General features: G+C 74.6%; 10 protein-coding genes. 7 read left to right on the top strand and 3 right to left on the bottom strand.

Annotated elements, in window-relative coordinates:
- Positions 1-48: 48 nt before the first annotated feature.
- Positions 49-768, bottom strand: coding sequence for a helix-turn-helix transcriptional regulator (locus B124_RS15000; RefSeq protein ID WP_496503321.1), 720 nt, complete (start codon positions 766-768; stop codon positions 49-51).
- Between the two features lie 207 nt (positions 769-975).
- Here B124_RS15000 and B124_RS14995 point away from each other — a divergent pair, with 207 nt between their 5' ends.
- Positions 976-2,328 carry a COG1470 family protein gene (locus B124_RS14995; RefSeq protein ID WP_496503320.1) on the top strand — a complete coding sequence of 451 codons (1,353 nt, stop codon included), beginning with the start codon at positions 976-978 and terminating at the stop codon, positions 2,326-2,328.
- A gap of 327 nt (positions 2,329-2,655) precedes the next feature.
- On the opposite strand, the gene B124_RS14990 is transcribed toward B124_RS14995, so the two are convergent.
- Both B124_RS14990 and B124_RS14985 read right to left on the bottom strand, forming a co-directional pair.
- Positions 2,656-4,815 carry a RecQ family ATP-dependent DNA helicase gene (locus B124_RS14990; protein ID WP_496503319.1) on the bottom strand — a complete coding sequence of 720 codons (2,160 nt, stop codon included), beginning with the start codon at positions 4,813-4,815 and terminating at the stop codon, positions 2,656-2,658.
- 145 nt (positions 4,816-4,960) lie between these two features.
- Positions 4,961-5,833 carry an SAM-dependent methyltransferase gene (locus B124_RS14985; RefSeq protein WP_496503318.1) on the bottom strand — a complete coding sequence of 291 codons (873 nt, stop codon included), beginning with the start codon at positions 5,831-5,833 and terminating at the stop codon, positions 4,961-4,963.
- Positions 5,834-6,029: 196 nt separating this feature from the next.
- Here B124_RS14985 and B124_RS14980 point away from each other — a divergent pair, with 196 nt between their 5' ends.
- From B124_RS14980 to B124_RS14955, 6 genes are all read left to right on the top strand, one after another.
- Entirely contained in the window at positions 6,030-7,334 is a 1,305-nt protein-coding gene (locus B124_RS14980) for a DUF4192 domain-containing protein (protein WP_496503317.1), read from the top strand.
- Between the two features lie 211 nt (positions 7,335-7,545).
- The gene (locus tag B124_RS14975; RefSeq protein ID WP_496503387.1) at positions 7,546-9,861 is read left to right on the top strand and encodes a glycogen debranching N-terminal domain-containing protein; all 2,316 of its coding nucleotides are present in this window, start codon (positions 7,546-7,548) and stop codon (positions 9,859-9,861) included.
- Positions 9,862-9,934: 73 nt separating this feature from the next.
- A complete protein-coding gene (locus B124_RS14970; RefSeq protein ID WP_496503316.1) occupies positions 9,935-10,690 on the top strand; it encodes an NUDIX hydrolase in 756 nt (251 codons plus the stop codon).
- Between the two features lie 263 nt (positions 10,691-10,953).
- Entirely contained in the window at positions 10,954-12,876 is a 1,923-nt protein-coding gene (locus tag B124_RS14965) for an ATP-binding cassette domain-containing protein (protein ID WP_496503315.1), read from the top strand.
- Positions 12,877-12,943: 67 nt separating this feature from the next.
- Positions 12,944-13,939, top strand: a complete 996-nt coding sequence (locus tag B124_RS14960) for a FadR/GntR family transcriptional regulator (protein WP_496503314.1) — start codon at positions 12,944-12,946, stop codon at positions 13,937-13,939.
- A 654-nt stretch (positions 13,940-14,593) separates the two neighbouring features.
- On the top strand, positions 14,594-16,177 hold the full coding sequence (locus B124_RS14955; protein WP_496503313.1) for an RNA polymerase sigma factor: 1,584 nt from the start codon (positions 14,594-14,596) through the stop codon (positions 16,175-16,177).
- Positions 16,178-16,326 lie beyond the last annotated feature (149 nt).

Genomic DNA, 16,326 nt, shown 5'->3' with positions numbered 1-16,326 from the left:
CCGGACGGCGGCCGCCACGTCGCGGCCCTCCGGCGGAGCGCTCGGCTGTCAGATCAGCCCGTTGCGCAGCGCGTAGCCCACCGCGTGGGCCCGGTTGCGCAGTTGCAGGCGCGTAATGATCTCGTGCAGCACGTTCTTGACGGTCCGTTCGGAATACGAGGTCTTGCGGGCGATCTCCGCGGTGTCCAGGCCCTCCGAGACCAGGCGCAGCATGTCCGCCTCACGCGTGGTCAGCGTGGCGAGGGACAGCCCGCCGGGGTCGAACTCCGAACGCTGGAGGTTGCCCACGTGGGTGAGCAGCTTGCCGAGCAGGTCGCCGGGGAGCACTCCCTCACCGTTGGCAATCGCCAGCACCAGGTGGAGGAGCCGGCCCTGGTCGGCCTCGGTGCGCCGCAGGACCGCCGCCACGCCGCACTCGATGACACGCTGCAGTGCGCCGCTTCCGAGGGTGCCGATCACCAGGCCGGTGCGGGTGGAGCTGGCGCGCCGCAGCCGGTTCAGCAGGGCCACGACCTCGTTGTCAACGGTGTCGACGACCACCAGCGACACCTCGGCCTGGTGCGCGTCCGCGTCGTCGACCAGGTCGACCTCGGGGCGCTGGCGCAACTGATGGACCACGCCGACGCGCAGGACCGGATCGGCGGCATAGACGGCCACGGTCACCCTGCTGGGGCGACCGGAGCGGGAGGACCACGCGGCCCGGGTCCGGGAGGTCACGAGCAAAGCGGTGTCGGAGGGGGCAGGGCCGTTCTCCTCGATGGAGGACATGGGGGATCCCCTTTCTCGAATTCGTGGGGGCGGGTGCAGGACCGGAGCGCGCACCACCGGGGAACGGCGGCGCACGGGGGAGAACGCGCGGCATCAACGACCCGCCGGTACCGGGGAGCTGACGGTGACTCCCCGGGCACCGTGACTGCCCGGGCGTTGCCCTCGCGCTCCTCGCGGCAGCCCCGGACGTGTCCTTACGGTGACGGCGTGACGCCTTCTCCAGCCCCTCCCAGCCCCGGTGCGCCCGGTCTCGACATCCCGGCCGTGACGGTGGCACCGGGCGACACCGCAACCACCACTCTGACCGTGCGCAACGACAGCGACATCGTCGAGGCGTACAGCCTGGAGGTCGTCGGGGACTGCCGCGCCTGGACCACCGTGGAGCCCCAGCGGGTCTCTCTCTATCCCGGCACCTCGGAAACGGTGACGATCCGGCTGGCGCCGCCGCGCTCCCCGGAGATCCGGGCCGGCGAGAAGCCGCTGGGCGTACGGGTCCTGCCGGCCGAGCACCCCGAGTCGGTGCGGGTTCCCGAAACCACCGTGCGGATCGAGCCGTTCCACGAGCTCCAGACCGAGCTTGCCCCGCGCCGCCGGCGCGGCTGGCTGCGCGGCCGGTTCCGGCTGACGGTGCGCAACCGGGGCAACACCCCGGTGCAGGCCGGTTTCACCCCCGGTCAGCCGGGTGAGGAGCTGGGATTCGCCTTCAGCCCGGCGCAGCCGAAGCTGGAGCCCGGTGAGTCGGCGGAGGCCGGGCTGCGGGTCCGTACCGCGAAGCCGGTGTGGTTCGGCGCCCCCGTGGTGTGGCCGTTCACCGTCGAGACCACCGGAACCGGTGACCGGGAAGAGGAACGGGACCGGTGGGACGACCCCGCTGTACGAGGGCCGCTGGACGCGGAGTTCGTCCAGATCCCGGTCTTCCCGAAGTGGCTGCTCGCACTGCTCGCGCTGCTGCTCGCGCTGCTGCTCGCCTGGTTCGCGCTGGCCCGTCCGGCGGTGCGCAGCGCCGCCAAGGACGCGGCTGAAGAAGCCGTCGAGCCGCGTCCCGACCCGGCCGGGGAGCAGGTTCCGGGTGCCGGCACCGATGCCGGTACCGACAAGGGCAACGGTCCGGGCGCCGAGCCCGGCGGCCAGGAGCCGGGGGCGGCATCCGGATCTGGCCGTGACGGCGGCGCCGCGGGGGACGGCGGGCCCTCGGCCGACGGAGGGCAGAGCTCGGCGACCATCGACCTGGAGACGGCCGCCGGGGAGACCGAGACCGGCACCTACAGGGTGCCCGAGGGCAGCGTCTTCGAGATCACGGACATCGTCGTCGCCAACTTCCAGGGCGACGAGGGGGTGTTGACGATCACGTTCGGCGACCGGAAGATCACCACGATCGCGCTGGAGACCTTCCGCAACCAGGACTACCACTGGGTGACCCCTATCGAGATCCCTGAGAACGACACCGTGACGATCGAGGTGACTTGCGCGAAGCCCGGCACCCCGGCCACGGGTCGCGAGGCGCAGGGGTGCCACGAGGTCCTGAATGTGAGTGGAGTGCGCAGTCGTGCCACGCAGTGAATTGGCCCATCCGGTTTCGGGACATTATTGATCAATAATAGTGCTTTCCGTAAAGAGTCGGATCACTCCGGCTGAAAATCGACGACAGGGTCCGAAAATGGACCCGTACATGCGCGTCCACCTGCTGTTTTGTCCGCGAGTTGACTGATCATCAGGACCTGTGCACCACGGTGCCCGTACCGCGAACGCATTCCGCCGGGGCGGTTGCTGCCGCTTCAAGGGCGGCGGGAGTCGGCGAACTCACCATTCAGGCGGCAGCAAGACGGACTTCCGGAGGCCCTGGATGCGCCGGAGCCTGACCGGGCTCCGGCGCGTCGCTCTGTCCGCCTATCCGGCCAGGGCGAGGACGAGCGGGAGCACCTGGTCGGCACCGGCCTGACGCAGGAGGCGTGCGCCTACGGCCAGGGTCCAGCCGGAGTCGGTGTAGTCATCGACGAGCACGACCGGGCCGGGAGCGGCGGCCAGCGCGGCTGCGAGTTCGCCGGGCACGGTGAACGAGCCGGCCAGGGCGCGCAGCCGCTGGGCGGAGTTGCTGCGCCGCGCCGCGTCATCGCCGGCCTGCGGCGTGTAGGCCAGGCTGCCCAGCAGCGGGAGCCTGCCCACCCGGGCCACGCCCTCGGCCAGCGAGGTGACCAGCCGCGGGCGCGTACGGGACGGCATGGCGACGATCGCCACCGGCCGCGCCGGGGCGTCGGGAGAACCGCTGGCCCAGCCGCCCGGCGAACGGGCCCAGTCGGCCACCACCGTCACGACGGCGGCCAGCACGTCATCCGGGACCGGCCCGTCGGCCGTCTGCGGCGACAGCAGTGGACGCAGGCGGTTGCCCCAGCCGATGTCCGACAGCCTGCCGAGCGCCCGCCCGGTGGCCGCCTGCTGGCCCGCGGGGATACGCCCCTTGAGGTCCAGGCCGACCGCGGCGAGCCCGGTCGGCCACATCTTGCGCGGCTCGATCTCGGCCCCCGGACGGTCCAGCTCGCCCCGGGCCGCGGCCAGGGCCCCGGGAGAGACCTCCGGGCCGAGCCAGGGGCCGGCGCAGTTGTCGCAGCGACCGCACGGGCCCGCCTTCTCGTCGTCGAGCTGGCGCTGCAGGAACTCCATCCGGCAGCCCTCGCCCGCCGCGTAGTCCCGCATGGCCTGCTGCTCGGCCTCCCGCTGCCCGGCCACCCACGTGTACCGCTGCGCGTCGTACACCCACGGCTGCCCCGTCGCGGTCCAGCCGCCCTTCACGCGCTTGACCGCCCCGTCCACGTCCAGGACCTTCAGCATCGTCTCCAGGCGCGAGCGGCGGAGATCCACCAGCGGCTCCAGCGCCGGCAGTGACAACGGACGGCCCGCCTCCTGAAGAACCGTCAGAGTGCGCCGCACCTGCTCCTCGGGCGGGAAGCCCACCGAAGCGAAGTACGCCCAGATCGCCTCGTCCTCCCGCCCCGGCAGCAGCAGCACATCCGCGTGATCCACGCCCCGGCCCGCACGCCCCACCTGCTGGTAGTAGGCAATCGGAGACGAGGGCGACCCCAGATGCACGACGAATCCCAGGTCCGGCTTGTCGAAACCCATCCCCAGCGCGGACGTGGCGACCAGCGCCTTCACCCGGTTCGCCAGCAGATCCTCCTCCGCCTGCAGCCGGTCCGCGTTCTCCGTCTTCCCCGTGTACGAGGCCACCGGATATCCGCTCTGCCGCAGGAACGCCGCGACCTCCTCCGCCGCCGCCACCGTCAGTGTGTAGATGATCCCCGAACCCGGCAGATCCCCCAGCCGCTCGCCCAGCCACGCCAGCCGGTGCGCCGCATCGGGCAGCCGCAGCACCCCGAGCCGCAGGCTCTCCCGGTCAAGCGGCCCCCGCAGCACCAGAGCGTCCCCGCCCCCCGTGCCCAACTGCTCCGCCACGTCCGCGGTCACCCGCGCGTTCGCCGTCGCCGTCGTGGCGAGCACCGGCACACCCGCCGGCAACTCCGCCAGCATCGTCCGCAGGCGGCGGTAGTCCGGGCGGAAGTCATGGCCCCAGTCGGAAATGCAGTGCGCCTCGTCCACCACCAGCAAGCCGGTCGTGGCCGCCAGCCTGGGCAGCACGTGATCACGAAAATCCACGGAATTAAGGCGTTCCGGACTTACCAGGAGAACATCGGCCTCGCCGCGCTCGACCTCCCCGTAGATGGCTTCCCACTCCTCCGGATTGGCCGAGTTGATCGTGCGTGCCTGGATCCCGGCCCGCGCCGCCGACTCGACCTGGTTGCGCATCAGCGCCAGCAGCGGCGAGACGATCACCGTCGGACCGGAGCCGCGCCGGCGCAGCAGAGCGGTCGCCACGAAGTACACCGCCGACTTGCCCCAGCCGGTGCGCTGCACCACCAGCGCCCGTCGGCGCTCCTGCACCAGGGCCGCCACCGCCTGCCACTGGTCCTCCCGCAACCGCGCCGAGCCTCCGGCGTCCCCCACGAGCCCGGCGAGGACGGCATCGGCTTCGGCGCGGAGCTCCAGATCGTCCATGCCCCCATGCAACCCGATGCCACGGACAATCGGCGAACTCACCCAACGTGACGCTCACCTCGCGAACCGCGATCCGGGCCCCCGCGGCGCCCCGGCCGCCGCCCTCGGCCGGCGGCCCGGCCGCCGCCCCGGGACCGGTGGCGCGCTACGGCTTGCGCAGGACGTAGAGGAAGTAGCCGAGGTGGTCGCGGACGAAGGTGCGGAACAGCGGAATCGAGGCATCCAGCGCCGCGGTCGTCTCCGGGCCGTAGCGCTCCTGGATCTCGTCGTGATGGTCCCGGTAGAGCACCGTCATGACCTCGCCGTTCATGATGACGTCGTGCGTCTGGTTCTCCAGCCGTACGAGCTCGAAGCCCGCCTCGTACGCCACCCGCAGCCCCTCCGCCAGCGGCAGCGGCGGCGGCGACGTCCAGACCTCCCGGAACGTCTCCAACTGCGCGCGTGACGGGTCGCCGCGGCGGGTGAACTCCGTCATCAGCAACTGCCCGCCGCGCGGCAGCACACGCCACGCCTGGCGCAGTCCGCGCAGGCGGTCGGAGATGTGAGCGAAGGAGTCGATGGCCCAGGCCGCGTCGAACGCGCCGTCCTCGTAGGGGAGTTCCAGCACGTCGGCGAGGGCGAATCCGACACGGTCCGTGAGCGACGCGGCGGCGGCCCGCTCCCGGGAGCGGGCGACCTGCGTCTCACTGACGGTGATCCCCGTGACCCGCGCACCGGTGCGCTGCGCCAGCCGCACGGCGGGACCGCCGGTACCGCTGCCGATGTCGAGCACGTGGTCGGTCGTGCCGGGCGCCAGGGCGTCGATGTAGTAGTCGGTCTGCCTGTCCATGGCCTGGTCGGCCAGCTCCCCGAGCGAGGTCGCGGGACGGCGGCCCGCGTCGCCGGCCGACCACCGGCCGACGTGGATGGCGGAGGTGCCCTGCGTCAGGTCGTACAGCGGGCCGAACCGGTCGTACGCGGAACCGACCTCCTCGGGCGACGGGGGGTCGAGGTGGCTGTCGTGCGCGTCGGACGTCATGGCGCGTTGCCCCTTCCAGTCGGCGGACCTCGCCTTCTGGCGTCACCGTAAAGGCAGCCCGTGCCCCGCGCCCGAACCGAACCGGCCAACCCGCGGGTCGGCCGGTTTCCCCAGGTCCGGGAGGGTGATGGCATGCCCTGGTCAGGGGTTATCCACAGGGGTCGCGAATCCCCCGGAGACACGGAACCCTCGTGCCATGACATCGCACAACGAAACGCAGGCCGTGCTGCGCAGCCCGGCCGAGCTGGCGGACGCGCTGCCCTACTTGATGGGATTCCACCCGGACGACAGCGTCGTCCTGGCCGCACTGCACGGCGAGCGGGGACGCTTCGGCGGCCGGCTGCGCCTCGGCATCCCGCCGGACCGCGACGGCTGGCCGGACGTGGCCGCGCAGCTCGCGGAGTGCCTCATCGAGGGCAGCGCGAAGCGGGGCGGCAAGCCAGACGGCATCGTCGTCTTCCTCTGCCAGGACCCCGGCGCGGGAGAGCAGCCGCGGGAGGTGATGGAGCGGCTGCGGTCCCTCGCCCAGCGGCTGCGGGTCGCCTGCGGACGGCTGGAGGTGCCGGTCGTGGAGGCCCTGTGCATCTCCGCCGGGCGCTATTGGTCCTACCTCTGCCCGGACGAGCGCTGCTGTCCGCCTGAGGGCACGGCGCTGGTCCCGCCCGGCAGCTCCGAGATGGCCGCCGCCGCGGCATACGCGGGTGTGCAGAAGCCCGGATCCCTGCGCGCCCTTGAGGGCAGGCTCGTGCCCCGGCACCCGGACGTGGACCGGCAGACGCGGGCGCTCGACGCGGCCGGCGGCTCGCTCGTGCCGCGGATCCTGGAGCAGGCCGGCCGCGAGACCGTGCGCGAGGAGACCCTGGCGCTCGCCGACCGGCTGATCGCGCGGCTCACCGAGGCGCCGCCGCCCGCGGGGGAGGCGGCGGCCGACACCGACGGGCGCGACGACGCACTGCTCAGCGACGACGAGTGCGCGGCCCTCATCGTCGGGCTGCAGGACCGCCTCACGCGCGACCGCGCCGCCGAACGGATGGAGGGCACGGAGGCGGCGGGCGCGCTCCGGCTGTGGCGGGCGCTGGCCCGCCGCTGCGTCGGGGCGTACGTGGAGCACGCCGCGCCGCCGCTCACGCTCGCCGGGTGGGTGGCATGGTCGAGCGGCGACGAGGCGGCGGCCCGGGTCGCCTTCGGCTGCGCGCTGGAGTCCGACCCGGAGTACCTGTTCGCACAGTTGCTCCACCAGGCGGTCAACGAGGGCCTGGACCCGGAGCCGTTGCGGCGCTCCCTGCGGCGTCAGCGCCGCGTCCACGAGACCGCCTCGCCCGCCTCGCCCGCGCCGGCGGAGCCGCGGTCCCTGCCGTCCGCCGCTGCCCCGGCCAGGCCGCGGGCCCGGCCGCTGTGCCTGCCGCCGGCCCAGCCGTCGAACCGCGGCTCCCGCCGCCCGTTCGGCCGCCGCACGTCGCGCCGCACCGCCCGGCGCCGCGACGTGCGGAGCAAGGAGTAGCGATGGCGGCATGAGAGAGGGGCGCGGGGCGGCCGGCAGGCCGCCGGCGTGACCTGGAGGGGCTTGCGGGCGTTCTCACGGCGGCGGCCGGCCGCCGCCTCGTCCGTCCACGGCTTCCCGAGAGGACTGCCGCGTGTCTCCCAGCCCGCAGCCGCCACGTCAGCGGCCACCCGTGCCGAGCCCCGCGCACGACGCGCTCGTCTGCGTCGCCATGCCGGCCTTCGCCGTCTCCGCCCGCCACGGCCAGCTCGACGGCCGCGGCCTCGAAGGGTTCTACCGGGCGGGCCGCCGGCTGGTCGGACGGCTGCGGCTGCGGGTGGGCGGCGTCGAGCCGCTGCCGGTGCAGGGGCGGCGGGCGGGGGCGGACCGGGTGCGCTTCGTGGGCACCGTGCGCACCGGCGCGGAAACGGGGCCGGACCCGGCCGTGGTCGTGGAGCGGGTGCGGCACGCCGCCGGCGTCGAGCGGATCACCCTGCATAGCAGCGCCACCCGGGTGCTGCGGCTGACGCTGGAGGCCGAGCTGGGCACGGACCTGGCCGAGCTGAGCGCCGTCGCCGCCGGACGCGACCGCCGCGAAGTCCCGGCCAGCGTCCACGAGTCGGGCCTGCGCTGGCGCCCGCTGCCGGCCACCGCGGACCTGGGCCGTGCGCGGGGCGCCGGCCCCGGGGACGGCGCGGGAGCGGGGGCGTGCGCCACGGACCCGGCACGCGGCGGCACCGGGCACGGCGGCGGCCTGACCGGCGGCGGTGCGTCCGGCGGAGAGATGCGCGGCGGTGCCGTGCGCGGCGCCCCGCCCCGGGGCGGCGGAGTCCGTGGCGGCGGGACGCGCGGAGGCGGAGCGGGCGGTGCTGCGCCGCGCGGGGGCACGCCGGCTCCCTGCGGCGGCGCGGCGGGCGGCGGTGCGCGGAGCACCGACGAAAGCGGCGGCGGGGGAGGGGGTGGGGCCCCCGGGGTGGGGGCGCTGGTGAGTGCGGAGCCGCCGCCCGACGATGTGATCGCCGCGGCCGGGCTGCTGCGGTGGCACGTGGAGTTGGCGCCGGGCGGGTCCCGCACGCTGGAGCTGCGGATCGGCACGGACCAGGCGGGTCCGCGGGAGCTGCCCCCGGTGCCGTGGTCGCCGGCAGCCGCCGCCGTGGGCGACGACCCGGGGGTCGCCCCGCTGCTGGACACCGCGCTCGACGACCTGCGGACTCTGCTGCTCCGTGATCCCGCGGAGCCGGCCGACGTCCACCTCGTCGCCGGGGTGCCGTGGCGCTGCGCGCTGGCTTCCGCCGACGCGCTCTGGGCCGCCCGCATGCTCCTCCCGCTGGGTACGCGCCTGGCCGCCGGCACTCTTCGCGCGGTCGCCCGCACCTGGCCGGCAACTCCTGCCGCCGGGGCTCCTGATCCCGGCCGGCTGCCCGGCACCCTCCGGGATTCCGGCCCGCATCTGCCTCCCGCCGCCACCGGTGTCGAGGCCACCCTCCTCTTCCCCGCGGTGCTCGCCGAGGCACGTCGCTGGGGGCTGCCGGAGCGGGACCTCGACGGACTCCTGCCCGCCGCCGAACGCTGCCTCGCCTGGCTCCGCACCGCCGCGGACGACTGCGGCTACGTCCCCGACCCCGCCCCCGGCGGCCCGTACCGCTGCGAGACCCAGGCCCACGCCCACCGCGCCGCGCTTCTCGGCGCCGAACTCCTCGACGCCTGCGGGCGCCCGGGCGCCGCCGAGTGGCGGCAGTGGGCCGCCGACCTGCGCGCGCGCTTCCGCGCCGACTTCTGGGCGGAGGACGTCGCCGGCGGCAGGCCCGCGGCTGCCCTCGCCCCCGACGGCAGCCCGCTCACCCACCTCGGCAGCCCTGCCGCCCACCTCCTGCCCACCATGGCCGACACCCTCGCCCCCGTCCCCGTCGAGCACGTCGCGCCCGCCGGCCCCGCTGCCGACCGCGCCGCAACAGCCCCCGGCGACAGCGCCGCCCGCCCCGCGCCTGCCCCCGGCCTCCTCGACTCGGCCCAAAGCGGCCAGCTCGCCCGCCGGTTCGGCGGCCCGGCATACGACTCCGGCTGGGGTCTGCGCAGCCTCGGCGCGGCCGAGCCCGGCTTCAACCCCTTCGGCCACCGCGCCGGCGCCGTGCACGTCCACGAGACCGCCGTCGCCGTCGCCGGCCTCTTCACCGCCGGCTACGACAAGGAGGCCGGCACCCTCCTGCGCGGACTCCTCGCCGCCGCGGGCCACTTCGGCCACCACCTGCCCGACATGTACGCCGGCGACCAGCGCACCGCGGGCGGCGCCCCGCTCCCGCACCCGGCTGCCTGCCGCCCGTCCGCCGTCGCCGCCGCCGCCGTCGTGCACGTCCTCACCACGCTCGCCGGCGTCGCCCCCGACGTCCCCGCCGGCACCGTCGCCGCCCGCCCGCCCCGCACGGCCCCGCTGGGCGCGCTGCAGCTGACGGGCTGGCGGCTGGCCGGTGAGCCCTTTGCCGTACGGGTCAGCCGCCTCGGCCTCGCCGTCGTAGAAGAGGCCGCCCCCGGCCTCCAGCTCTGTTCCTGAACCGCCCCCGGCCCGTGCGTCCGTCTCCCGCGAAGTCCTGATTATCGTCAGGCAGACGACTAAGATCCCCGCCATGCCCCCCTACGAGCCGTCCGCCTACCCGCCGTTCGCCGTGACCGTCGACCTGGTGGTGCTCACCGTGCGCCGGCACGCCCTGAGCGCCCTGATCGTCCGCCGCGGCGAGGCCCCCTTCCAGGGCCGGTGGGCGCTGCCCGGCGGCTTCGTGCGCGAGGAGGAGGATCTGGAGGAGGCGGCGGCACGCGAACTCGCCGAGGAGACCGGCCTGCACGCGCACGGCCTGGTGGCGGAGCACACCTCCGCGCACGCCGCGCACCTCGAACAACTCGCCACGTACGGCGATCCCAAGCGCGACCCGCGGATGCGCGTGGTGAGCGTCGCCCACCTCGTGCTGGCCCCGGACCTGCCCGCGCCGCGCCCCGGCGGCGACGTCGGCGGCGTCCGCTGGGCACCGGTCGAGACCCTCGTCGGGCCCTCCGACGACGAGGCGGAGCACCCGCCGCTGGCCTTCGACCACCGCCGGATCCTGGCCGACGGCGTGGAGCGGGCCCGGTCGAAGATCGAGTACTCGTCGCTGGCCACGGCCTTCTGCCCGCAGGAGTTCACGGTCGGGGAGCTGCGCCGGGTCTACGAGGCGGTGTGGGGCGTCGCCCTGGATCCCCGCAACTTCCACCGCAAGGTCACCGGCACCCCCGGCTTCCTGCTGCCCACCGGCGGCACCACCACCCGCCAGGGCGGCCGTCCCGCGCAGCTCTTCCAGGCCGGGGGCGCCACGATCCTGAACCCCCCGATGCTGCGCCCCGAGGTGTGACCGCCGGGCACCCGCCCGACCGCCCCGCACCGCGATCGGGCAGTCCGCCGCGGACCACCCCGGACCGTTCCGGACAACAGCAGACAATTCGTGACGGTTCGCGCTTGGCTTCCCGGCCGCAGGGGCGTGCCCGTCCGGACATACGAGTCGTACGAGCACACATCCGCGACGCCGCACCGCGCCCCGAGTGAAATCCCCGTCCCGGCGCGCCTCCTGCGTAATCATCCTTATATGTCGGATATCAACCGATTTTGGGAGGCGCGGTGATCCAGGCCATCGGACTCACGAGCAGGCCCCGCGGCGGCCGTCCGCCCGCCGTGCGCGACCTCACGTTCGAGGCCGACGCGGGCACCGTCACCGCGCTGCTCGGCGAGCCCGGCGCGGGCAAGACCGCCGCGCTGCGCCTCATGCTCCAGTTGGACAGCGGTCGCGGCATCACCCTCTACGACGGCCGCCCGCTGAGCCGGCTCCCCGCCCCCGCCCGCGAGATCGGTGCCGTGCTCGGCGACGTCTCCGGCCACCCGGCCCGCACCGTGCTCGGCCACCTGCGCATGCTCGCCGCCGCCGTGGGCGTCCCCGCGGCCCGCGCCGACGCCCTGCTCACGCACGTCGGCCTCGATGCGCTCGCCGACGACCGGCTCGACGCTCTCTCCCTGAGCATGGACCGCCGCCTCGGCCTCGCCACCGCGCTCCTCGGCCAGCCGCACTCGCTCCTGCTCGACGACCCCGTACGCGATCTGCCGCGCCGCGAGGCGGCGTTCTACTACGCCCTGCTGCGCGAGCTGGCCGCCGCCGGCGTCTGCGTCGTGCTCGCCACCGACCAGCCGCGCGTCGCCGCCCGGTTCGCCGACCGGGTCCTGACGCTGCGGGCCGGCCGGCTCGTCGCCGACGAGGAGGCCGACGAGTTCGCCCGGCTGCGGCTGCGCCCCTGCGTCCTCATCAGGACGCCGCAGTCCGAGCGGTTCGCCAGCTATCTGACGCGGCAGGCCAGCACGCCGGAACGGCGCGTCGAGGTGGTACGCCGGGACGGCGGCGCCCTGGCCGTCTACGGGACCGACAGCGCGGCCGTCGGCGAACTCGCGTACCGCAACGGCATCCTGCTGCATCAACTCGCCGACTCCTCCCACGAGTCCGTCCTCACCGCCGCCTCCGGAGGGGAAGCCCTCCCCGGCGGCGACCTCGCCCGCACCGCTACGGCAGCCCTGCCACCCGGCACTGACACCGGCGCCGGACCCGCGGACGACGGCGACACCCCGCCCGCCGGGACGCTCGTCCCCGCCCAGCCCACCGGCCCCGAAGACGCGCCCCTCGCCGGCCCGCTCCGCCGCCGCTGGCTCCCCGGCCCCGCCCACCCCCTGCGCTACGAACTGCGCCGCGCCACCTCCGGCTCCCGCCTGCCCCGCGTCGCCGCCGCCGGCACCCTCGCCGCCTCCGTCGCCGGCGCCGCCCTCCTCGCGCACTCCGCCGGCGGCTCCGCCGTCTCCGACGACGCCGCCGTCCGCATGCTCACCGGCTGGGCACCGGTCCTCCCCCTGCCGCCCGCCGCGATCGGCGCCGGGTTGATCGGCGCGCACGCCTTCGGCCAGGAGTTCAGCTTCCCCTCGCTCACCCCGGCGGTCGGCGCCGTGCCGCGCCGCCTCGGCCTGCTCTTCGCCAAGCTCGCCGTGAGCACGGCGGCGGCGCTGCTGCTCTTCGTCGCGGTGCTGCTCGCGGACGCCACGGCGCTGCTCGTGCTCTTCGGCGACATCGTGGACATGCCCGCGGACGGTGGCCTGCAACTGCTGAGCTGGGCGGGCGTGACCGTGGGCTGCGCGTGGACGGGGGTGCTGGCCGCGGGGCTGTTCACGTCGGCGTCGCTGGGGCTGGCCGCGGTGCTCACCGTGCCCGTCGCCGTCGCCCCCGCCGTCCACGCGCTCGCCGGCACGGGCGCCGTGCGCCGCCTCGGGGAACTCCCGTTGCAGCTCATGCGCGTGCTGCACATTCCGCGGCCCGGCGGCGGGCTGCACCTCGGCGGCGTGTTCGGCGTGCCCGCCCAACCCTTCGGGCACGCGCTGGTGTTGTCGCTCGGCGCCCTCCTGGGCGCGTACGTCCTGACCGCGGGCCGCGCCCGTTCCCTGGGGCGCGCGCTGGAGCGAAGCGGGTGTCCGAGTTTCGTACGGAGGGTTTTCAACTCGGCCGGTGATTAGCCGGTTTCCCACCGGTTTGATGCCGGAAAGGCGTCAAGGGAAGGGCGCTGGGCGATCACCCTTTCGTGTGCTTTTCACCAAAGCCCTCAAGGCGGCCGGGGCGTCCGCCGACAAAGGTTTCGTGAGTACCCTTGCGCAGACCATGATGACGGCCCGTTCCTCCGAGTCCGGCTTCGCCGGCCACGGGGATCTGGACCGCTACCCGTACGCGGACGGCCCCGCTGCCGCCGCCCCCGTCCCCCCGGCCGCCGCCCCCGGCCCGGCCGCTCCGCCCGCCGCCGCCCCGCCGCCGGCGTGGGACGCCGGGGACCCGGAGATCGGCCGCGTCGGCCGGCGCGCGGCGACCAGCCGGGGCCGCGGCCTCCACGGCCAACTCGTCCAGCAGCTCGGCCAGATGATCGTCTCCGGCGATCTGGGCGCCGACCGCCCGCTCGTGCCCGAGGAGATCGGGCAGCGCTTCGAGGTCTCCCGCACCGTGGTGCGCGAGTCCCTGCGGGTGCTGGAGGCCAAGGGCCTCGTCAGCGCCCGCCCCAACGTCGGCACCCGGGTCCGCCCGGTCAGCGACTGGAACCTCCTCGACCCGGACATCATCGAGTGGCGGGCCTTCGGCCCGCAGCGCGAGGACCAGCGCCGGGAGCTGTGCGAGCTGCGCTGGACGATCGAGCCGCTGGCCGCCAGGCTCGCGGCCGGCCACGGCCGCGGCGCCGTCCAGCAGCGCCTGACGGACATGGCCGAGATCATGAGCCACGCGCTGGTGCAGGGCGACACGGTCACCTTCGCCCGCGCCGACGCCGAGTTCCACGCGCTGGTCCTGCAGGTCGCGGGGAACCGGATGCTGGAGCACCTGGCCGGCGTGGTCACCGCGGCGCTCCAGGTCTCCGGCGGTCCCGCCGGCGGCTGCGACCGCCCGAGCGAGGCCGCCGTCGCCCACCACGTGCACATCGTGGAGGCGCTGGGCAGCGGGGACGGCGCCGCGGCCGAGTCGGCCATGCGGCAGTTGCTCGGCGTGCACACCGAGATCGGCGCGGGCGACCGCGTCGTGCCGGCGCCGCGCGAGCACTGACGGCGGGGTACGGGCGCGAGGCCACGGTCCCGCGCGCCCCGCCGCGACGAGCACCGGCACCGCCGCCGGCCCCGGTCAGGGGACGGCGGCGCCGTGCGCCGGCCCCCGGCAGCCGCCGGGCGACCGCCGGTCGGGCCCGGGATGCCCCGGACGGCCGCGGCAGCGGACGACGGCCAGCCACCGGGGCACAGCCGCCGGGGCACGTACCGCGACGCCCACGCCCGGCACGTACGAGACTCTCCTCACGGACGCCACAGGCAGCACGGACCGCACGGACGCCAGCCGGAGACCCCGGAACGCCGCCGCATCACCCGCCCGGGCGCCCGTCGGGCCCCACCGGGAGCCACCAGCCCACCAGCCCCGCGCGCCCCGCGGACACCGGCGCACAACCGCCGGACAGCGGGCGTGCGGCGCGCTTCCTCCGGGCGCCCACGCGCCCCCCCGCCCACCCGGACGGGCGGGCGCCTGCCGGGCGGCTGTCGTGCCCTCCGGCCGGTGGCGGTAGATTGTGACCTGGGCCACGTGGATTGGGCGTAACGCTGTGCGGGAAGGCGCGATGACCTAAGAGGTGGTGGCGCACGTATCGCGGTTCCGCCTCTACGCCGGTGGTCCATCCCCGCCACCGGTCGTTCCCATCGTTTCGAGAGGTTGTTCGTGTCGGCCAGCACATCCCGTACGCTCCCGCCGGAGATCGCCGAAGCTGAGTCCGTGATGGCACTCATCGAGCGGGGGAAGGCCGAAGGGCAGATCGCCGGTGATGACGTGCGTCGTGCCTTCGAGGTTGACCAGATTCCGCCCACCCAGTGGAAGAGTGTCCTGCGCAGCCTCAATCAGATCCTCGATGAGGAGGGTGTGACACTGATGGTCAGTGCCGCAGAGGCGCCCAAGCGCACCCGCAAGAGCGTGCCGGCGAAGACCCCGGCGAAACGGACCGCCACCAAGGCGGTCACCAAGCAAGCCGTCCCCGCCAAGACCGCGACGAAGAAGCCCACGGCCACGGCCACGGCGCACGCGGTCCAGGAGGCCCCCATGGACGATCCGGTGCCCGCGGGCCTGGGTGACCCGGCGGACGAGCCGGAGAAGAAGACCACCGCCAAGAAGGCCACCGCCAAGAAGGCGGCTGCCAGGAAGACCGCGGCGAAGAAGGCCCCGGCCAAGAAGGCCGCCGGCAAGAAGGCCGCGGCGAAGGACGGCGAGTCCGGCCCCGACGGCCCGGACGACGGCTCCCTGGAGAAGGAGGAGCCGCCCGCCGAGGCCGAGGCGGAGGGTTTCGTGCTCTCCGACGAGGACGAGGACGACGCCCCCGCCCAGCAGGTCGCCGCCGCCGGTGCCACCGCCGACCCGGTCAAGGACTATCTGAAGCAGATCGGCAAGGTCCCCCTGCTCAACGCCGAGCAGGAGGTGGAGCTCGCCAAGCGCATCGAGGCCGGTCTCTTCGCCGAGGACAAGCTCGCCGCCGCCGACAAGCTGGCGCCCAAGCTCCGCCGTGAGCTGGAGATCATCGCCGAGGACGGCCGCCGCGCCAAGAACCACCTGCTGGAGGCGAACCTCCGCCTCGTGGTCTCCCTCGCCAAGCGCTACACGGGCCGCGGCATGCTCTTCCTGGACCTCATCCAGGAGGGCAACCTCGGCCTGATCCGCGCCGTCGAGAAGTTCGACTACACCAAGGGCTACAAGTTCTCCACGTACGCCACCTGGTGGATCCGGCAGGCGATCACCCGCGCGATGGCCGACCAGGCCCGCACCATCCGCATCCCGGTGCACATGGTCGAGGTCATCAACAAGCTGGCCCGGGTGCAGCGCCAGATGCTCCAGGACCTGGGCCGCGAGCCCACCCCGGAGGAGCTGGCCAAGGAGCTGGACATGACCCCGGAGAAGGTCATCGAGGTCCAGAAGTACGGCCGCGAGCCCATCTCCCTGCACACCCCGCTGGGCGAGGACGGCGACAGCGAGTTCGGCGACCTGATCGAGGACTCCGAGGCGGTCGTCCCGGCCGACGCGGTCAGCTTCACCCTGCTGCAGGAGCAACTGCACTCCGTCCTCGACACGCTCTCCGAGCGCGAGGCGGGCGTGGTCTCCATGCGCTTCGGGCTCACCGACGGGCAGCCCAAGACCCTGGACGAGATCGGCAAGGTGTACGGCGTCACGCGCGAGCGCATCCGCCAGATCGAGTCCAAGACCATGTCGAAGCTGCGGCACCCGTCGCGCTCGCAGGTGCTGCGCGACTATCTCGACTGAGCCGAGCCGCATTCAGCGCCCCTGACCTGCCCTGCGGCGGGTCGGGGGCGTTTTCTTCGGCGAGGGCGCCGCGCCGGCCGCCGCGTCCGCGATTCGTGGAGAAGACGGTACGTATCCGTGAACTCTCCAGGAATTGACGTCACTTGCCG

It is taken from the genome of Streptomyces sp. CNP082, assembly GCF_059570535.1.
The sequence above is the reverse complement of the archived record's forward strand: the minus strand, read 5'-3'. Positions and strand labels throughout refer to the sequence as shown.